This is a genomic window from Luteimonas terrae (genome assembly GCF_031457535.1).
In the GTDB taxonomy this organism is placed as follows: domain Bacteria; phylum Pseudomonadota; class Gammaproteobacteria; order Xanthomonadales; family Xanthomonadaceae; genus Luteimonas; species Luteimonas terrae_A.
On sequence record NZ_JAVDWO010000011.1, the window covers coordinates 108,542 to 126,297 of the forward strand.

Genomic DNA, 17,756 nt, shown 5'->3' on the forward strand with positions numbered 1-17,756 from the left:
TGGGCGCCAGGCTGCGCTGGCGCGATGGGGCGTCGGGCGTCCCTCGCGAGCAGTCGCTTGCCGCGCACGTGGTCCGCGCTTCAAGTCCGCCCCACCCCGCCCGCTACAATGCCCGGCCTTGCCTTTGGTCGGCTTCGCGCCGGGATATCCAGCATGTCGCAACAGATCTACCAAGCCCTGCGCCGCGGCGCGAATGCAGAAGCCGCCACGCTCGCGCGCCAGGCGCTGGCCGAGGGGCACAAGGACACCGGGACGCTGAGCGCGGCTGCGCTCGCGTTCCGTGCGATCGGTGAGCGCGAGACCGCGCTGTCGACCATTGATGCGGCGATCGCGCAGATGCCCGACGACGCGGAGCTGCACTTCCTGCGCGCCGGCATGCTGCTCGACACGCGTGACCTGGGCGGCGCGCAGGCCGCGCTGGCGCAGACGATCGCGCTCGATCCCAACCAGTACGGCGCCTACGTGGTGCAGGCGCAGATGGCGATCGGCCGCAACGATCTCGACGATGCCGAGCGCCAGACCAAACTCGCCGCGCGCGTCGCACCGGAGCATCCGTGGACGCTGATGCTCGAAGGCGTGCTGGCCTCGCGCCGCGGCGACCACGACCGCGCGCTGACGTTGCTGTCGACGGCATCGAAGGGGGCGCCGGACGATCTGCAGGTGCTCAACGCCTTGGCGTTCGCCTACCTCGCGAAAGGGCACCTCGCATTCGCCGAGCAAGCGTTCCGCCGCGTGATCGACACGAACGGCCATCCGCCACTGCGCAGCCTGCTCGCGCAGATCGTGCTGCAGCAGGGCCGCCCGGCCGAAGCGGCCGACGAACTCGCCGTGCTGCTGGCCGACCCCGCGCACGCCACGCCTTCGCTGCAGGTGTTCGCCGGCGAGCTCGAGCTACAGGCCAAGCGCTTCGACCGCGCGAGGCCGCTGCTGCAGGCCGCGTTCGCGGCGCACCCCGATTCGCGCCGCGCGACTAACGGCCTGCTGCTGTTGTGGGAGGCGACCGGCAACACCGAGGAGACGCAGGCCATGCTCGATGGCGCGCTTGAGCAGGACGCGCAGTGGGATCACATCTGGATCGCGCGCCTGGCGATGGAAGCGTTCGGCAGCGAGGCGGCGGCTACGGTCGTCTCGCGCTGGAACACCGCGCGTCCTGACCATCTGCCGGCCCTTCAGGCGCAGCTCGCGCTGGAATCGGGCACTGGCGCGCACGAAACATCGGAAGTCACCGCGCGCAGGATCACCGCGCTGCAGCCCGGCCACGGCAACGCCAACGAACTGCTGTTCAGACGGCTGCTGGCGCGCGATCCCGCCGCAGCCGTCACGTTCGTCGAAGGCCTGCTGCCGGCCGCCAGCCCCCAGGCGCGTTTGCTGCTGCGCCGCTGGATCGGCATGGCCCAGGACGCGGCGGATCGGCCGGCCGATGCGATCGCCACGTGGCTCGCGTGCACTGCCGAAGCAACCGCGCAGGTGGGTCCGCCCCCCGCACCGACCACGCCACCGGCGCGCTGGCCGGAGATGGGCACCGTCGTCGAAGGCGCGCGTGCACCGGCGGTGTTCCTCTACGGCGCGCCTGGCGCACAGGTCGATCGCATCGCCAACGTGCTGCAGCGCGCGCTGACCGAATTCCGCGGCGACCGGTTTTCGACCGCGGTGCAGGATCCGTTCCAGGACACCAACGTGCCCGCGCGCCTGGCGCAGGGCGCGTTCACTGCCGAGCAGGTCGTCGTCGGCTGGCTTTCGCAGCTACCTGCACGCGGCATCGGCCCCAACGGCGCGGTCATCGACTGGATTCCGTTCTGGGACAACGCCTGGCTGCTGGCGCTGCGCCCGCAGCTGCCGCACGCGCGACTGCTGCTCGCATTGCGCGATCCGCGCGACATGCTGCTGGAGTGGTTCGCCTTCGGCGCGCCGATGGCGTTGCGCATCACCGATGCCGACAGCGCCGCCCAGTGGCTGGCCGCGCACCTGTCGCAGATCGCCGACATCATCGAGCAGGACCTGTTCCCGCACACGGTCGTGCGCACCGATGCGCCTGGCGAGGACCTCGAACGCCTGGCCACCCGGTTCGCCGAGGCGCTCGGCGTGTCCGCGTTCCCGACCCCGCCGCGCGAACTGCTGGGCCCCGACCGCATTCCGGCCGGTCGCTGGCTCGCCTATCGCGAGGCATTGGCCGGCCCGTTCGCCACGCTGACACCGGTCGCGGTGCGCCTGGGCTACCGTCAGGACTGACCTTCCACCCGCGGAGACATCATGCGACTCCATAGCGACAGTTTCGAACACGGTCAGCCGATCGCGGCGACGTTCGCCGTCGGCGCGCCCGACGGCTTCGGCAGCAACCGTAATCCGCATCTCGCCTGGGACGACGTGCCCGCAGGCACGCAATCGTTCGCGCTGCTGTGCCTCGATCCCGACGCCCCGACCGATCCGTCACTGGCGGGCAAGGCCGGCGTCGAGATTCCGGTCGACCACCCGCGCGGCAGCTTCGTGCACTGGGCGGTGGTCGATCTGCCGGCCGATCTGCGCACGATCGCCGAAGGCAGTGCCAGTGACGGCGTGACCAAGGGCGGCAAGCGCAATCCGCCCGGCCCCGACGGCGCACGCCAGGGTCTCAACGACTACACCGGCTGGTTCGCCGGCGATGCGGATCTGGCCGGCGACTGGTTCGGCTACGACGGTCCCTACCCGCCGCCGAACGACCTGCGCGCGCACCGGTATTTCTTCCGCCTGTTCGCACTTGATGTCGCCACACTCGACGTGCCCGAGCGCTTCACCGCCGGCGACGTGCTGCGCGCGGTGCAGGGCCATGTGTTGGCCGAAACCACGACCTGGGGCAGCTATGCGCTGCATCCGAAGGCTGCGGCGGTCTGATCAACCGCGCGGCACGTCTGATCCATTGATCGAACCGTCATCCCCGCGCAGGCGGGGATGACGGTTGCCGGAATGTCCGGCGGGTACAGATGACACCGGCACGGCGCCGCTGTGTGCCTGCCGGTCGTCAGCAACGGCAGGCGCCCAGATGGGCTCAGCGACCCACGTTCTCCGACTCCACCACCATGTCCAGCACGTAGGCCTGCGACGGCGCATCGGCCGGCGGATCCGCCACGTCGAAGCGCTGCACGCGCACGACGTTGCGCACGCCGTCCTCGTGGGTGAAGCCCTCGATGTCCTGGTACAGCGGCGCCCACGCGGCGTCGCCCGGTGAGCGCACGCCCTCGTCGTCGTATTGCACCTCGCGCGTCTGCAGGCAGCGCTGATCCGGAATCAGCGAGTGGTTGCAGGCCACGCGCTCGGGCGCGATCTCCAGAAACACCGTCTCGCCGTCGCCGCCATAGCGCGTGGCCGGCGTGGGCACACCCTCGAATGCAAGCACGCCGCCATCGTCGAGCTGCAACGTGAGTCGCGGTGGCTCGCCGCCGGTCAACGCGATGCGATGCGTGCCGGGCAGACGCTGGCCGATCTCGCGCTCGCGCGCGGTCAGCTGTGCGTCGGTGCAGGCCATCATCGTGGAGATCACCTGGTCGACGGTCAGGCGATCGTCATCGAGCGAGACGTTCGCACCCATGCGGTTGCAGGCGTTGGACACACTCATGCCGCTGTCGGCGAAGTCCAGCTGCAGCGGCGCGCCATCGCCGTCGAGCAACGCGTCGATGCGCGTACCACCGTTTCCGGTCGCATCGACCAGACGCCAGTGGTACGCCTCGAGCGTCTGCGCATGATCGGCGGGCGCGGCATCGGGAATCGCGTCGGCGGCGGCCTGCGTGGGCGGCGCGGCGCCGTCTTCGGACGGCGTGGACCCGCCACAGGCGGCCAGGGCGAGCGGCAACAGCAACATAAGGGGGCGGCGCATCGGCGTCTCCTCGGTGCGGAACTGGACGGGCAGCTTAACGGGCGGGTCCGGAACGCGCCGTGTGGGCAGGTCTGCATTCCGGGATCACGACGATGTCGATTTCCGGAGCACTGGTGCGTCGTTCCAGCAACACCGCCAGCCGGCGGCCTTTCGAGGACATCCGATGCGCATCGATCCCTACCTGTATTTCGACGGCACCTGCGCCGAAGCCTTCCACGCCTACGCCGCGCTTCTGGGCGGCGAGCCGATGCTGATGCCCTACGGCGACGCGCCGCCCTGCCCCGACAGCGACGCCACCGCGCCCGATCGCATCATGTATGGCCATCTCGCGATCGGCGACCAGTTCCTGATGGCCTCCGACGTGCCGCCGGGCACGCCGCTGCCAACGTCGCCCCATGCGTTCGTCAATCTGGGCGTCGACAGCGACGCGGATGCCGAGCGCATCTTCGCCGCGCTGTCGCAAGGCGGTGAAGTCCGTGCGCCGATGGCCGAGACCTTCTTCGCACACCGCTTCGGCATGGTCGTCGACCGCTTCGGCACCGGCTGGATGGTGATGCGCTCGAAGCAGGGCTGCTGAGCCGTCCCCCATCGTCCACTACACAGGCACACCGCCATGCACCGTCCCCAGATCTACGTGAACCTGCCGGTCGAAGATCTCGACCGCAGCGTGCGTTTCTTCACCGCGCTCGGCTTCGCCTTCGATCCCCGGTTCACCAACGAAAACGCCACCGCGATGATCATCGGCGAGGACAGTTTCGTCATGCTGCTGGTCCGCCCGTTCTTCCAGACCTTCACCGCCAAGCCGCTGGGTGCGCCGGCACACGTCGGCGCGATCATCGCGCTGTCGCAGCCCGACCGCGCCTCGGTCGATGCGATCGTCGCGAAGGCGCGCGCCGCCGGCGGCACGGTGCCGACCGCGCCGGTCGATCACGGCTTCATGTACCAGCACGCCTTCGAGGATCCCGACGGACAGTTGTGGGAAGTGATGCACATGGACATGGCCGCGTTCACCGCGGCGTGAGTGCGGTGCCGTGCGCGTCGCCGCAACGCCTTGCACGCCCGCGCCGCAGCGCGGCTTGCCCGGCGGCGGCCGGGGTGCTGTCATCGCCGCCCATGGACACAGCCGCCCTACATCGCACGATCGAAACGCTTTGGCGCGAGGAAGTGCCGAAGATCATTGGCGGCCTGATGCGTGTGGTGCGCGATCTCGACCTCGCCGAGGAACTGGCGCAGGACGCGCTGCTCGCCGCGCTCGAACGCTGGCCGCGCGACGGCCTGCCGGACAACCCAGGCGCGTGGCTGATGACGACCGCGCGTAACCGCGGCATCGACCGCCTGCGCCGCGGCCAGCGCCTCGATGCGCATCACGCCGAACTCGCACGCGAGATCGAGCAGGCGCAGCGCGAATCCGATGCGCGCGCACAGGACGCACTCGACGATGTGATCGGCGACGACGTGCTGCGGCTGATGTTCGTGGCCTGCCATCCAGCGCTGACCGTCGAATCGCAAATCGCATTGACGCTGCGCCTGATCGGTGGCCTGACCACCGACGAGATCGCGCGTGCCTTTCTGGTGCCGGAGGCAACGATCGCCCAGCGCATCGTCCGCGCCAAGAAATCCATCGCCAAGGCAGGCACCCCGTTCGAGGTGCCGCAGCGCGCGGCGTTGCCGGCGCGGCTGTCGGCGGTGCTGCACGTGTTGTATCTGGTGTTCAACGAAGGCCACGCCGCGAGCAGCGGCGACGACTGGGCACGGCCGGACCTGTGCGCCGAAGCGTTGCGACTGACGCGGGTGCTGGCGATGTTGATGCCGCGCGAGGCCGACGTGCATGCGCTGGTCGCACTGATGGCGCTGCAGGCCTCGCGGCTCGATGCGCGCGTGGATGCGGACGGGCAGCCCGTGCTGCTGCCCGACCAGGACCGTGCGCGCTGGGATCGCGGGCTGGTCGATGCCGGCCTCGCCTCGCTGGCGCAGGCGCAGACCGCGCGCGGCAACGCGCCGCCCGGCGGCTACGAGCTGCAGGCCGCGATCGCCGCCTGCCACGCGCTCGCGCCGACCGCCGGCGACACCGACTGGGGACGCATCGCCGCGCTGTACGGGCAACTGCTGGCACTGACAGGTTCGCCGGTGGTCGCCCTCAACCGCGCGGTGGCGATCGGCATGGCCGCGGGGCCGGCCGCCGCACTGCCGCTGGTCGAGGCGCTGGCCGGCGACACCGCGCTGGCCGGTTACCACCTGTTGCCGGGCGTACGCGGCGATCTGCTGGCGAAGCTCGGGCGGCATGGGGATGCGGCGGAGGCGTTCGAACGTGCGGCCTCGCTGGCGCGGAATCCGCGGGAGCGTGACTGGTTGGGTGGGCGAGCGGCGGAGTGCCGGGCGCAACGCAAAGATTGATGCGCTGCTCTTGAGCCCTCCCCCGTTTACGGGGGAGGGTTGGGAGGGGGCGAACTGTCCGCATGCATCGAAATGATCGAGGCGACTCTCGATCTATTGCTCGATTCGATATCGCGGCCGCTGACGGATTGCCCCCGCCCAACCCTCCCCCGTAGAACGGGGGAGGGCTTCGGAGCACTCAATCCCGCAGATACACCGGCGAGCGCCGCGGCCAGGCCGCCAGTAGCGCCCACAATCCACCGACGCCCGCGACCCATGTCGCCACCGGCAGACCGACGAAACTCGGACCGCCCGCTTCCAGCGCATACAGCACTGCGGCGACGATCAGCAGGCCGACACCGAGGATCGCGGCGACCATGCGTTTCTGCATGCCCTGCATCGTCGCGGTCAGCGCGGCCAGGTCGTCGGAACGCATGCGCAGTTCGTGGCGGCCTTCGACCTGCTGCTTGAGCCAGCCATGCAGCAGACGCGGCATGTCCGGCGCCTGGGTGATCAGCTCCGGCAGGCGGTCGCGGAACTCGCGGCCCAGACGCTGCGGGCTGTAGCGCTCGACGAGGATGCGTTCGAGCACCGGACGCGCGACCGCCCAGATGTCGAGCTTCGGATCGAGCAGGCGACCGATGCCTTCGATGCTCAGCAGCGTCTTCTGCAGCAGGATCAGCTGCGGCTGCAACGTGAGCTGGTAGCGCTGCGCGGTGCGGAACAATTTGCCGAGCACTTCGCCGAGCGAGATCTCCGACAACGGCCGGGTGAAATACGGCTCGCACACCGAACGCACCGCAGCTTCGAGTTCGTCGATGCGGATGTGCGACGGCATCCAGCCGGCCTGGATGTGCAGCTCGGCGATGCGCCGGTAATCCTGGCGGAAGATCGCCATGAAGTTCTCGGCGAGGTAGTACTGATCCTCGCGCGAGAGCTGGCCCATGATCCCGAAATCCAGCGCGATGAAACGCGGATTGGTCTTGCGGTCCGGGTCGACCCAGATGTTGCCGGCGTGCGCGTCGGCGTGGAAGAAGTTGTCGCGGAACACCTGCGTGTAGAACACGCGCACGCCCTTGGCCGCGAGTGCCTTGCGGTCGATGCCGGCAGCGTCGAGGGCGGCGATGTCGTCGCTGGGAATGCCGTGCACGCGCTCGAGGGTGAGTACGCGCTGTGTCGTGCGCTCCCAGACGGGCGCGGGCACATAGAGATCCTGCGAACCGGTCCAGAACCGGCGCAGCACCGACGCGTTCGCGCCCTCACGCTGCAGGTCGAGTTCGGCGGCCAGGGTGTTCTCGATCTCGGCGACGACCTCACGCGGACGGATCTTGTCGGCGTTGGGATGGGTGCGGTCGACCAGCGCGGCGAGATTCTTCAGCAGCGCGACGTCGGCGGCGATCTGTTTCTCGATGGTGGGGCGCAGCACCTTGACCACGACCTCGCGGCGCGGGTTGCGCTCGTCGGCCGGCAAGGTCGCGGCGTGCACCTGGGCAATCGACGCCGATGCAAGTGGCGTGGTGTCGAAGGCTTCAAAGGCCTGCGCGATCGGCATGCCGAGTTCGCGCTCGATGATGGCCTGTGCCTGGGCGCCATCGAACGGCAGCACCCGGTCCTGCAGCAGGGCGAGATCGTCGACGATGTCGGGCGGCACGAGGTCGCGACGGGTCGAGAGGATCTGCCCGAACTTGACGAAGATCGGCCCGAGTTCCTGCAGCGCCAGGCGCAGGCGCGCTCCGCGCGACTGCGCGGCGATGTCGGCCGAGGCGCGCGGCACGAACGGGCGCGCGAGCTTGAGCCAGCGTTCGGCCGGCGTGCCGTCGAACAGATCGTCGAGGCGGTAGCGCAGCAGCACCCGACCGATGCGCGAGGCGCGCAGCAGCCCCTTCATGCAGCCGGCCCGCGCGCCAGGCGTGACACGCGCGCCGCGAGCCGCTCCACATCGTCGCGCAGCACATCGACGTCGTCGTTGAAGGCCTCGAGTTCGTCGCGTCCGAGCACGTCGCGGGATTCCTCGGTCACGTACTCCACCGCGCTCTCGGTCAGCGTGCGACCGAGGCCCTGCGCCTGCTGCAAGGCGCTGGCGAATGCATTGGCGATCTGCACGCCGATGATCTCGCCGAAGACCGCGACGAAAGGCTTCTGCCAGTCGGGATCGAAACGCCCCGCGAGCTTCTGCAGGCGCCGCGCGAGTTCGGCATCACCCGAAACCCGGACCTTGCCGATCGGCGGCGCATCGTCGCGGCGCAGGAACGGCAGTTGCGACAGCACCCCGGCGATCGTCGTGCGCACCGCGAGATCGGGTTCGACGGCGTCGTCGACCGGGCCGACGCGCAGTCGCTCACCGTCGACGCGCAATTCCAGCGCGATCGGAGGCGATGCGAGGGTCAGCGCGATGCGTTGCCCGTCGAGTCCGGCGAGCGCAGTGCGCGTGTCGGCATCGAGCGCGAGCGCCTGGTTGAGCGCGGTTTCCAGCGCGCGTCCGGCGATCGGCTTGAGTGCCGCGAAAGGAGAAGGAGGGAATCCGGCCATGGCCGCATTGTAGCGGCCGATCCCGCAGCGCCGCTGTCGGCGTGCGAACTGCGAGCCGTCCTCTCACGGACCACAGGGGGACTGGTTTCCCCAAAAGAAAACGCCCGCCGGAAGGCGGGCGTTTCGAATCACGTATCGGACGGGGACGTTACGGTCCGCGGCCACGCAGCATCGAGATCACGGCCAGGATCAGGAACACGACAAAGAGGATCCAGGCGATGTTGGTGGCGGCGCCGGCGACACCACTGAAGCCGAGAACACCGGCGATGATGGCGACGACAAGAAAAATGACTGCATAACGAAGCATGGGTGGTCTCCTGATTCCCGTGAGCGGTTCGGGGGCTACCCTATGCCCGCTCAGGTCGCGATCAGGTGACGGTCAGGTGCCTGTCCAAGAATTTTTCAGGCGGGTGAGTCCGTCGTGAAGCGAAACCCGCGGCACATAGCCAAAATCACGCGTCGCCGGCGCCATGTCGTACCAGTGCGTGGTGCTCAACTGCTCGGCGAGAAACCGGGTCATCGGTGGCTCGCCTTTCAGATGCATCAGCGGCCAGACCGATTCGCAGATCGCACCGATCGCGTAGGCGGCGCCAAACGGAATCGTCTTCGTGACCTGCGGTGCACCGGCCGCGGCCAGTAGCGCGTTGACGATCTCGCGCACCGTGGTCGGCTCGCCGTTGCTGATGAAATACGCACGGCCCGCGCAGGCTGCGCCCGGCGCCAGATGATCGAAGGCATCGAAATGCGCCTGCGCGGCGTTGTCGATGTAGGTGGTGTCGATGCGGTTCTCGCCGTCGCCGACGAAGCGCAGGCGCCCCGCCCGCGCGCGCTCGGCGAGGCGCGGCAGCAGCTGCTGGTCGCCCGGACCCCAGATCAGCCGCGGTCGCAGCGCGACCGTCGCGAGGTCCGGGCCGCTCGCGGCGAGCACGGCCTGCTCGGCGATCTTCTTGGTCGTCGCGTACGGCGCCTTGAAGCCCTCGCCGTAGGGCACGGTGTCGGCGGTACCGCCTTCGACTGGGTGCGTCGCCCGGTGGGTCACGCTGGGCGTCGAGGTGTAGACCAGCCGGCCGATGCCGTGGGCGCGGCAGGCATCGAGCACGTTCCAGGTGCCGACGACGTTGGCCTGGTGATAACTCTCGTAGCTGCCCCAGGCGCCGGCCTTGGCCGCATTGTGGAAGATCGCGTCCATGCCCTGGGCCGCATTGCGCACCGCGTCGGCATCGGCAAGATCGCCGCGGACCTGGCGCACGCCGATCGCATCGAGTTCGGGATAGTGCCCGCGATTGAAGCTGGTGACGTCGTGACCGCGTTCGACAAGACCACGGCACAAGGCCTGGCCGAGGAAGCCGCCGCCACCGGTGACCAGGATCCGCATTGCCGACTCCACACGTTGCAGGGCCGCCCACGATAGCGAGGCGGGCCGGGATTGGCGACGCGCCGCCGGGATCGACGGCTGCAAGTGACTGATCCGCCTGCACTTCAGAATTCTTCATTCGCCTGTCAGGCACTTCATCGGGGATCCGGGTGCAGTGCGGCTCCTTCAACCGGAGTCCGTCCATGCATCTGTTGCCCCGTCTCGCCCTGTCTGCGCTGTTCGTCCTGACCACCTGGAACGCCGCCGCAGCGCCGCCCCCAGCGCCCGACACCGACTGGCTGCTCGCCGATGCCGGCGCACGCGGCTGGGACACCGACCGTCTCGCCGCACTGGACGCCGCCATCGCCGGTGGCGAAGCACCCGACACCACCAGCGTGCTGGTCGCCCATCGCGGCGCGCTGGTCCACGAGACCTACTTCAACGGCGCCGACCGCCAAACGCTCCACAACACCCGCTCGCTGACCAAGAGCGTGACCGCGCTGCTGGTCGGCGCGGCGATCGACCGCGGGTTGATCCCAGGCGCCGACGCCCGGGTGCTCGGCTTCTTCCCCGAACGAACGCCGGCCCATCCCGGCGCGTCCAAGACCGCGACCACCGTCGAGGACCTGCTGACGATGAGCGCGCAGTGGGAATGCGACGACAATAACGAATTCTCGTCCGGCCACGAGGAGCGGATGTACGTCAGCGCCGACTGGATCCAGTTCGCGCTCGATCTGCCGCAGCGCGGCTACCCGGCGTGGACCACGCGTCCGGCCGACAGTCCGCACGGCCGCGCCTTCGCCTACTGCACGGCGAATGCGTTTCTGCTCGGCGCGATCGTCGAGCGCGCCAGCGGCATGTCGCTCGACCGGTTTGCCGCCGACGTGCTCGAGCACCCGCTGGGGATCGAGGACTCGCGCTGGCATCAGTCCTCGGACGGCACCGGCATGGGTGGTGGCGGCACCGAATACCGCAGCCGCGATCTGGCGAAGCTCGGACAGCTGATGGTCGATGGCGGTCGCTGGCAGAACCGTCAGATCGTGTCGGCCGACTGGGTGCGGGCGATGGCGCAGGTGCATGCGCAGACGCCGTTCGATGCCGATTACGGCTACCAGATGTGGCGCTTTCCGTTCAAAAAGGGCGACCGGCAGGTGCACGCCTGGGCGATGTCCGGCAATGGCGGCAACTACGTGTTCGTGGTGCCCGAGTCGCAGCTGGTCGTGGTGATCACCCGCACCCGCTACAACCAGCGCGGCATGCACGCCGAATCGCAGAAACTGTTCGCCGACTACGTGCTCAGCGCGATGCCGTGACCGCATCGTCCGGCAGTCGGCCGGACGCCTGCACTGCAGCCCGCTCGGCAGCAAGCGCCGTGTCGATGCGGCGCAGCGCGACATCGAAGGCCGGCGCGCTGCGCAGGCCCGCGAACAGCGGCGACACGCGCAGGTAGCCGGCGTTGCGGAAGCCGGCGGTCACGGCGGCGTCGAGTGCATCGAATACAGCGGCATGATCGCCAGCCAGGGTCTGCAGCAGGGCGGCTTCGACACCGTCGAAGGGATCGGCGTCGCCGGCCAGGCCGGCGCGCAATGCATCGGCGCGGGCGCGCAGCGCGGCGGCGTCGGGCGACGCCTCGCTGCCGACGATCCACGCCATCGTCTGCGGCAGGCTGGCATGGGGTTTGAGCGCGCGCGCCTGCTGCACGGCGTCGCGGGCCGCATCGGGTTCGCCGCGCAGCACCGCGAGCTCCGCGACCAGCAGATGCAGGCCGGCGTGCTCGGTGCCGCGCGACATCGCCTGGGTCAACGCCGCCTGCGCCTCGTCGACGCGCCCGTGTTCGTAGAGAAACGTGGGCCAGGCGAGATTGGAGAACACGTTGTCGGGATACAGCTGGAAGCTGCGCCGGTAACGCGCCTCGGCCGCGGCGGTGTAGCCGAGTAGATCGAGGTTCGAGGCGATCTGCAGTTCCAGGAAGCGCACCGTCCGCGGCTGGCGCACCTGCAGATTCGCGGCCAGCGCCTCGGCGATGCGGCCCTGCCGTGCATGCAGATACGCCGCCGACGCGCGACTGCCGTCCGCCGCGGGATCGAGCGCCACGGCGCGCGTGTAGCCGGCCAGCGCGGGGGCAAGGTCGCCACGGCAATCGTGTGCATAGCCGAGCGCGGCATGCGCGGCCGATGCCCGGGGATATCGTGCGACCACCGCTTCGGCCAAGGCCAGCGCCTGCGCCGCGTCGTCGGCGCTGCCGCTGTAGAGACACAGGCGTGCGCTGTAGGCACGGCTCAACCCGAGCTGCGCTTCGCTGTCGTCCGGCGATTCCTGCAGGCGCTGCCGGTACAGCGCGATCGCGCGTTCGTTGTTCGCGGCTTGGCCGATGCCGGCGTAGTACGCGGCGCGTTCCAGTAGCGGCGCTACCACCGGCACCTCGGGTCGCGGCCATTGCCACCAGACCAGTCCACCGAGCAGCGGTAGCACGAGCAACACGGCGATGCGTGTTGCGCGCGATCGTGGTGTTGCGGGCGCAGCGTGCGGCGCGGGTGCTTCAACCGAGGGCTCACTGCACAGCTGATAACCCTGCCCGCGCACCGAGCGCAAATAGCGCGGCTGCCGGCCGTCGTCGCCCAGCGCCTGACGCAGTAGCCGCACGCGCTGGGTGACGGTTTCCTCGCCCACGTGCGCGGGTGCCCACACGCGCTCGATCAGCTCGTCGAAGCCGACCACACGCGTGCCCTGCCCCAGCAGCACATGCAGCAGCCGGAAGCTGAGGCCGGCCACATCCAGCATCTGGCCGTCGTCGCGAACCACGCGTTGCCGCGCGACATCGATGCGCAGATCGTCGAGCCGGTAATGCGCAGGCGCGGTGTCAGCCGACACGCGTCGCCGCCCACGCGGCCAGGGTCTCGCGGCCGATCTTGGCGTTGTGGCGGATGTCGACCGGGAAGCCGGGATGGAACAGCACGCGCTCGATGCGGCCGGTGTGGACGAAGCCTTCGCCGATGTGTCGCAGTTCGTCGGCAATGCGCGCCTGCTCGGTCTTCGCGACACCGGCTTCCAGTTCCACGCACAGCACCGGCGTCTGGTGCGCCTTCGGACCGACGCCGACCAGCGCGGTGCGCCGCACTTCGGGGTGCACGTTGAACACCGGTTCGACCTGCTCGGTGCACAGCGTGCCGGTGGCGGTGACGACGCGATGGCCCTTGCGACCACAGAACCACAAACGCCCTTCGGCATCGAAGTAACCGAGGTCGCCCATGCGGTGGACGATGCGTTCGCAGCCACCGTCGAGCCCTCGCCCGTTCACGGGGGCGGGTTGGATGGGGGCAACCTCGACCCGCTCGCGAATCTTTGCCAGCCGCGTCTGCGCATCCCGATTGAAATAGGTATCGGTGGCGCTGGGGCCGGCCACGGTGATCTCGCCGATGGTGCCCGGCGGCGCGAGCAGATCGTCGGACCATTCCGGAATCGCGGCGTCGTCGACGCGGATGATGCGCACCTCGTTCGGCGGCACCGGGCGGCCGACGCAGGTGCCGGCGCCGTGCTCGGTGCGCGTACGCAGTTCGAGCAGCTCGCGGCCTTCGATGACGGCGACCGGCAAACATTCGGTGGCGCCGTAAGGCGTCCAGAAACGCGCATCATCGGGCAGCAGTTCAAGAATCTTCGCGACCGTGTCGGGTGGCACCGGCGCGCCGGCCGAGGTCACCCGGCGCAGGCCCGGCAACGGCTTGCCGTATGTCGCGAGCACGCCCATCAATGCAGGCGAGCCGAACAGCTGGTCGACGCCGAAGCGCGCGATCGCCGCATGCAGCTTGCGCGGATCGGCCTGGGCCGGCCGGGTGGGATCCATGTCCGGAATGATCGAGGTCAGCCCGAGCGCGGGATCGAACAGCGCGAAGGGCGGGAACGTCGGCAGGTCGACGCCACCGGCGCCGATACCGAAAGCGTCGCGCAGCATGTCGATCTGCGCCGCGAAATGGCGGTGGCGATAGACCACGCCCTTGGGCACGCCGGTCGAGCCGCTGGTGAAGAGGATCGCGGCGACATCGTCACCGGCAGTCGCCGCGAGTTGCGGGCCGGCGCCGGCGCCCGCGCGCTCCACATCCGCCAGCGTGGCATCGCTCAGCAACGCCCAGCGCCCGGTGGTGATGCGCACACGCGCCGAGGTCGCCCAACGCAACAGCACGCGCGCGAACTGCGCCAGCGGAATGCCGATGAAGGCCTCGGCGCCGGCTTCGTCCAGACATTGTCTGAGCGCGCGCTTGTCGATACCCGGATCGACCAGCACCGGCACCGCGCCAGCCTTGAACAGGGCGAACATCAGCAGGAAGAACTCGGGCGTCGGGCGCACCATCAGCACTGTGCGCGTGCCGCGGACGATCCCGCGCGCGGCGAGTCCGGCGGCGATCGCATCGCTGCGCGTATCGAGCGCGCCATAGGTCAGCGCGTGCGCATCGGCGTAGCGGCCGTCAGGGCCGGGGCAACGCATCGCGATGCGATCGGGTGCGGCGTTCGCCAGCCGCGGCAGCGCGGCGGCGATATTGACCGTGGCGGCCCGGGAAGAAGTGTCGGCGTCCATCGCGCAGAGGATACCGGCAGCCGCACATGCGCCGGCCGCGGCGGCTACGATGGCGGCCTCACGATTCGAGACCCTGCCATGCGCGCGACTCCCGGCCGTCTGTTCCTGTTCCGCACGCAGGTCGCCCTGCTGATGCTCGCGCTGCTGGTCCTGCTGCCCGGCTGCGCCAGCACCCGTAAGCAGGGCACCGCACTCGAACGCGCGCAGTACGCGTGGACCGGCGCGGTGCGCTGGAACGACATGAAGACCGCCTGGCAGCTGGTCGACCCCGAATACCGCACCGCGCACCCGGTCAGCGAACTGGATTTCGCCCGCTACGAGCAGGTGCAGGTCACCGGCTACCGCGAAACCAGCGCGGCGGCCGGCCCGGACGAGGCGATGCGCGAGATCCAGATCGGCGTGATCAACCGCCACACCATGGCTGAGCGCACCGTGCGCTATACCGAGCGCTGGCGCTGGGATGCGGCCGCCGGCACCTGGTGGATCACGGGCGGTCTGCCGGACTTCTGGGCCGGCGAATGATCCCGCCAGACCCGCATCTGCCACCCGCCGCCGGGCGGCCGCGGTGGTGTGCGACAATCGCCGCCCGCCGCCGCACCGCGATCCATCCGTGAATTTCGAAGAACTTCTGGCCTTCCTGGGCCGCAACCAGATGCTGTCGCTGATCCTCGCCGCATTGACGGTGGCGATCGTCTTCAACGAGATCTCGCGCCTGTTCCGCGGCTTCAAGGCCCTGCGTCCGGCCGAGCTGACCGTGCTGGTCAACCGCGACAACGCGCTGGTCGTCGATCTGCGCCCCGCCGCCGACTTCGGCAAGGGCCACATCCCGGGCTCGAAGAACGTGCAGATGAGCCAGTTCGATCCTGAAAGCAAGCAGCTCGCGCCTGCCAAGGCCTTGCCGGTCGTGCTGGTCTGCAAGACCGGCAGCACCGCCAGCGATGCCGCCAAGCGCCTGAAAAAAGCCGGCTTCGAGAACGTCTACGTGCTCGACGGCGGCATCGGCGGCTGGTTGCAGGCCGACCTGCCGCTGGCCAAGGGCCGCGGCTGATCGCAGCGGTACCGTCTTGACGGAATGCCATAATCGGCAATCCGTCTCACCCAACATTTTTTGCCGGAGTCGATTCACATGTCCGAAGAACAGGCCACCAACGGCGCCAATGGCGCAGCCCCGGCGCAGCCGGCCGGCGCGCAGTTCAGCGTCGAGAAGATCTACGTCAAGGACGTCTCGTTCGAGTCGCCCAAGTCGCCGGCGATCTTCAACGAGCAGGCCCAGCCGCAGCTCAACATGAACCTCAACCAGAGCGTGCAGCGCGTCGGCGACAACGCGTTCGAAGTCGTGCTGGCGATCACCCTGACCTGCACCACCGGCGAAGACAACGCCAACACGGTGTACGTGGCCGAGGTGAAGCAGGCCGGTGTGTTCGGCCTGGCCGGTTTCGACGGCAACACCCTCGATGCGCTGCTCGGTACCCAGTGTCCGAACGTGCTGTACCCCTACGCCCGTCAGCTGATCGGCGACCTGATCCAGGCCGGTGGCTTCCCGCCGTTCCTGCTGCAGCCGATCAACTTCGACGCGCTCTACGCCGAAGGCCTGCGTCAGCGCGGCCAGCCGGGTAACGAACAGCCGACGACCGATCAGATCGGCAACGCCTGAGCGTGACCGATCGCAACACCGCGGTCGCGGTGCTGGGCGCGGGCTCCTGGGGCACCGCGCTCGCCTCGCTGATCGCACGCAACGGCCACCCCACCACGCTGTGGGGCCGTAACGCAGACCAGATCGAGGCGATCGACCAGCGCCACGAGAACCCGCGCTACCTGCCGGGCATCCCGCTGCCGCACAACCTGCGCGCGACCACCGATCTGGCCCATGCCCTCGACGGCGTCGGCCTGATCCTGGTCGTCGTGCCGTCGCACGCCTTCGCCGAAACCCTGGAACTGCTGGCACCGCTGCGCCCCAAGGGCGTCGGCGTGTCTTGGGCGACCAAGGGTTTCGAGCCCGGCTCGGGCCGCTTCCTGCATGAAGTGGCCGGCGGCCTGGTCGGCGAAGACGTGCCGCTGGCCGTCGTCACCGGCCCGTCGTTCGCCAAGGAAGTCGCATCCGGCCTGCCGACCGCGATCACCGTGCAGTCCGACGATGCCGATTTCGCCCAGACCGTCGCCGACGTGCTGCACGGCCCGACGTTCCGCGCCTACACCGGCACCGATATGCGCGGCGCTGAACTCGGCGGCGCGATGAAGAACGTGCTCGCCGTCGCCACCGGCGCGGCCGACGGCATGGAACTGGGCCTCAACGCCCGCACCGGCCTGATCACCCGCGGTCTCCACGAGATGCTGCGCCTCAACCAGGCGATCGGCGGCCGCGCGGAAACCCTGATGGGTCTCGCCGGTCTCGGCGATCTGGTGCTGACCTGCTCCGGCGACCTGTCGCGCAACCGCCGGCTGGGTCTGGCGCTGGGTCGCGGCGAGAAGCTCGAAGACGCGGTCCGCGCGATCGGCCAGGTGGTCGAATCGGTGCAGACCGCCGACGAGGTCATGCGTCTGGCCGAACGCCACGGCATCGAACTGCCGATCTCCAGCAATGTCCGCGCCGTGCTGCATGGCGAAATGACGCCTGCCGAGGGCCTGGCGCGTTTGATGGCGCGCGAGCAGAAGCCCGAGTTCGAGTAACGGGCCGTAGCCCCGACCGATGCCCCTCTCCCTCTGGGGTGAAGAGGCGCGTTTGCGAGCCACAGGCTCGTGCGTCGATGAACGCCCTCGCGTCAGCGCGAGGGCCGGGGGCGCGGAGCGCGGGGGGACCATCCGCAACGCGGATGGTGGGGTGAGGGCAGCACGGACCAGCCTCTCTCCCTGAGACGCGGCAACATCCGCGCTCCTGAGGCGCCACGCAGATCTGGTCGCTATCCCGACGGCTTGCAGCAAGCGCATGTCTGTCAGGCCGGAAGTGCCTCTCAGCAGCGCGAAGCGCTGGTCATCCAGCGACTTCTCGGCCAGCGCGCGGACTCGTCGTGGTACCAAAAACGCCTCAAGTCACTGGATCCCGGCCTCCGCCGGGATGACGGGGACTACATCGGCCACTCGGCGCC

17 protein-coding genes are annotated in these 17,756 nt (G+C 69.4%); 10 read left to right on the plus strand and 7 right to left on the minus strand.

Annotated features, from left to right (window positions below; translation table 11 throughout):
* Nucleotides 1-153: 153 nt before the first annotated feature.
* On the plus strand, nucleotides 154-2,229 hold the full coding sequence (locus J2W68_RS13445) for a tetratricopeptide repeat protein (RefSeq protein WP_310236691.1): 2,076 nt from the start codon (nucleotides 154-156) through the stop codon (nucleotides 2,227-2,229).
* 21 nt (nucleotides 2,230-2,250) lie between these two features.
* Nucleotides 2,251-2,868 carry a YbhB/YbcL family Raf kinase inhibitor-like protein gene (locus tag J2W68_RS13450; protein WP_310236692.1) on the plus strand — a complete coding sequence of 206 codons (618 nt, stop codon included), beginning with the start codon at nucleotides 2,251-2,253 and terminating at the stop codon, nucleotides 2,866-2,868.
* Nucleotides 2,869-3,022: 154 nt separating this feature from the next.
* Here J2W68_RS13450 and J2W68_RS13455 read toward each other — a convergent pair whose 3' ends face one another.
* Nucleotides 3,023-3,847 carry an META and DUF4377 domain-containing protein gene (locus J2W68_RS13455; RefSeq protein ID WP_310236694.1) on the minus strand — a complete coding sequence of 275 codons (825 nt, stop codon included), beginning with the start codon at nucleotides 3,845-3,847 and terminating at the stop codon, nucleotides 3,023-3,025.
* Nucleotides 3,848-4,010: 163 nt separating this feature from the next.
* On the opposite strand from J2W68_RS13455, the gene J2W68_RS13460 reads away from it, so the two are divergent.
* From J2W68_RS13460 to J2W68_RS13470, 3 genes are all read left to right on the plus strand, one after another.
* Nucleotides 4,011-4,424 carry a VOC family protein gene (locus J2W68_RS13460; protein ID WP_310236696.1) on the plus strand — a complete coding sequence of 138 codons (414 nt, stop codon included), beginning with the start codon at nucleotides 4,011-4,013 and terminating at the stop codon, nucleotides 4,422-4,424.
* 36 nt (nucleotides 4,425-4,460) lie between these two features.
* On the plus strand, nucleotides 4,461-4,868 hold the full coding sequence (locus J2W68_RS13465) for a VOC family protein (RefSeq protein ID WP_310236697.1): 408 nt from the start codon (nucleotides 4,461-4,463) through the stop codon (nucleotides 4,866-4,868).
* Nucleotides 4,869-4,960: 92 nt separating this feature from the next.
* Nucleotides 4,961-6,241 (plus strand): RNA polymerase sigma factor, encoded by a 1,281-nt coding sequence (locus tag J2W68_RS13470; RefSeq protein WP_310236699.1) that lies wholly within the window; start codon nucleotides 4,961-4,963, stop codon nucleotides 6,239-6,241.
* 178 nt (nucleotides 6,242-6,419) lie between these two features.
* Here J2W68_RS13470 and ubiB read toward each other — a convergent pair whose 3' ends face one another.
* The 4 genes from ubiB to oleD form a co-directional block, all read right to left on the minus strand.
* The gene (gene ubiB / locus J2W68_RS13475; protein WP_310236701.1) at nucleotides 6,420-8,108 is read right to left on the minus strand and encodes a ubiquinone biosynthesis regulatory protein kinase UbiB; all 1,689 of its coding nucleotides are present in this window, start codon (nucleotides 8,106-8,108) and stop codon (nucleotides 6,420-6,422) included.
* Nucleotides 8,105-8,749 carry a ubiquinone biosynthesis accessory factor UbiJ gene (locus J2W68_RS13480; protein ID WP_310236703.1) on the minus strand — a complete coding sequence of 215 codons (645 nt, stop codon included), beginning with the start codon at nucleotides 8,747-8,749 and terminating at the stop codon, nucleotides 8,105-8,107. The genes ubiB and J2W68_RS13480 overlap by 4 nt, the downstream gene beginning before the upstream one ends.
* Before the next feature lie 148 nt (nucleotides 8,750-8,897).
* Nucleotides 8,898-9,056: a DUF1328 domain-containing protein gene (locus J2W68_RS13485; RefSeq protein ID WP_082387634.1), complete on the minus strand. Its 159-nt coding sequence runs from the start codon at nucleotides 9,054-9,056 to the stop codon at nucleotides 8,898-8,900.
* A gap of 72 nt (nucleotides 9,057-9,128) precedes the next feature.
* Nucleotides 9,129-10,124 (minus strand): 2-alkyl-3-oxoalkanoate reductase, encoded by a 996-nt coding sequence (gene oleD / locus J2W68_RS13490; RefSeq protein ID WP_310236705.1) that lies wholly within the window; start codon nucleotides 10,122-10,124, stop codon nucleotides 9,129-9,131.
* 182 nt (nucleotides 10,125-10,306) lie between these two features.
* On the opposite strand from oleD, the gene J2W68_RS13495 reads away from it, so the two are divergent.
* Nucleotides 10,307-11,416: a serine hydrolase domain-containing protein gene (locus J2W68_RS13495; RefSeq protein ID WP_310236707.1), complete on the plus strand. Its 1,110-nt coding sequence runs from the start codon at nucleotides 10,307-10,309 to the stop codon at nucleotides 11,414-11,416.
* Here the strand turns inward: J2W68_RS13495 and J2W68_RS13500 are convergent.
* Both J2W68_RS13500 and oleC read right to left on the minus strand, forming a co-directional pair.
* Nucleotides 11,400-12,974, minus strand: coding sequence for a winged helix-turn-helix domain-containing protein (locus J2W68_RS13500; RefSeq protein ID WP_310236709.1), 1,575 nt, complete (start codon nucleotides 12,972-12,974; stop codon nucleotides 11,400-11,402). The genes J2W68_RS13495 and J2W68_RS13500 overlap by 17 nt on opposite strands.
* On the minus strand, nucleotides 12,964-14,673 hold the full coding sequence (gene oleC / locus J2W68_RS13505) for an olefin beta-lactone synthetase (RefSeq protein WP_310236710.1): 1,710 nt from the start codon (nucleotides 14,671-14,673) through the stop codon (nucleotides 12,964-12,966). Before oleC ends, J2W68_RS13500 begins: the two co-directional genes overlap by 11 nt.
* A gap of 78 nt (nucleotides 14,674-14,751) precedes the next feature.
* Between oleC and J2W68_RS13510 the strand changes: the two genes are divergently transcribed.
* From J2W68_RS13510 to J2W68_RS13525, 4 genes are all read left to right on the plus strand, one after another.
* Nucleotides 14,752-15,195, plus strand: a complete 444-nt coding sequence (locus J2W68_RS13510; protein WP_310236712.1) for a hypothetical protein — start codon at nucleotides 14,752-14,754, stop codon at nucleotides 15,193-15,195.
* Between the two features lie 88 nt (nucleotides 15,196-15,283).
* Nucleotides 15,284-15,721, plus strand: coding sequence for a rhodanese-like domain-containing protein (locus tag J2W68_RS13515; protein ID WP_310236713.1), 438 nt, complete (start codon nucleotides 15,284-15,286; stop codon nucleotides 15,719-15,721).
* A gap of 78 nt (nucleotides 15,722-15,799) precedes the next feature.
* Nucleotides 15,800-16,327 (plus strand): protein-export chaperone SecB, encoded by a 528-nt coding sequence (gene secB, locus J2W68_RS13520; protein ID WP_310236715.1) that lies wholly within the window; start codon nucleotides 15,800-15,802, stop codon nucleotides 16,325-16,327.
* Between the two features lie 2 nt (nucleotides 16,328-16,329).
* Nucleotides 16,330-17,340: an NAD(P)H-dependent glycerol-3-phosphate dehydrogenase gene (locus J2W68_RS13525; RefSeq protein WP_310236717.1), complete on the plus strand. Its 1,011-nt coding sequence runs from the start codon at nucleotides 16,330-16,332 to the stop codon at nucleotides 17,338-17,340.
* The last annotated feature ends 416 nt before the right edge of the window (nucleotides 17,341-17,756 follow it).

What these genes read in the sequence shown, in the direction of transcription:
- J2W68_RS13445 (WP_310236691.1), top strand. Translation starts at nt 154, where the DNA reads ATGTCGCAACAGATCTACCAAGCCCTGCGCCGCGGCGCGAATGCAGAA.
- J2W68_RS13450 (WP_310236692.1), top strand. Translation starts at nt 2,251, where the DNA reads ATGCGACTCCATAGCGACAGTTTCGAACACGGTCAGCCGATCGCGGCG.
- J2W68_RS13455 (WP_310236694.1), bottom strand. Translation starts at nt 3,847, where the DNA reads ATGCGCCGCCCCCTTATGTTGCTGTTGCCGCTCGCCCTGGCCGCCTGT.
- J2W68_RS13460 (WP_310236696.1), top strand. Translation starts at nt 4,011, where the DNA reads ATGCGCATCGATCCCTACCTGTATTTCGACGGCACCTGCGCCGAAGCC.
- J2W68_RS13465 (WP_310236697.1), top strand. Translation starts at nt 4,461, where the DNA reads ATGCACCGTCCCCAGATCTACGTGAACCTGCCGGTCGAAGATCTCGAC.
- J2W68_RS13470 (WP_310236699.1), top strand. Translation starts at nt 4,961, where the DNA reads ATGGACACAGCCGCCCTACATCGCACGATCGAAACGCTTTGGCGCGAG.
- ubiB (WP_310236701.1), bottom strand. Translation starts at nt 8,108, where the DNA reads ATGAAGGGGCTGCTGCGCGCCTCGCGCATCGGTCGGGTGCTGCTGCGC.
- J2W68_RS13480 (WP_310236703.1), bottom strand. Translation starts at nt 8,749, where the DNA reads ATGGCCGGATTCCCTCCTTCTCCTTTCGCGGCACTCAAGCCGATCGCC.
- J2W68_RS13485 (WP_082387634.1), bottom strand. Translation starts at nt 9,056, where the DNA reads ATGCTTCGTTATGCAGTCATTTTTCTTGTCGTCGCCATCATCGCCGGT.
- oleD (WP_310236705.1), bottom strand. Translation starts at nt 10,124, where the DNA reads ATGCGGATCCTGGTCACCGGTGGCGGCGGCTTCCTCGGCCAGGCCTTG.
- J2W68_RS13495 (WP_310236707.1), top strand. Translation starts at nt 10,307, where the DNA reads ATGCATCTGTTGCCCCGTCTCGCCCTGTCTGCGCTGTTCGTCCTGACC.
- oleC (WP_310236710.1), bottom strand. Translation starts at nt 14,673, where the DNA reads ATGGACGCCGACACTTCTTCCCGGGCCGCCACGGTCAATATCGCCGCC.
- J2W68_RS13510 (WP_310236712.1), top strand. Translation starts at nt 14,752, where the DNA reads ATGCGCGCGACTCCCGGCCGTCTGTTCCTGTTCCGCACGCAGGTCGCC.
- secB (WP_310236715.1), top strand. Translation starts at nt 15,800, where the DNA reads ATGTCCGAAGAACAGGCCACCAACGGCGCCAATGGCGCAGCCCCGGCG.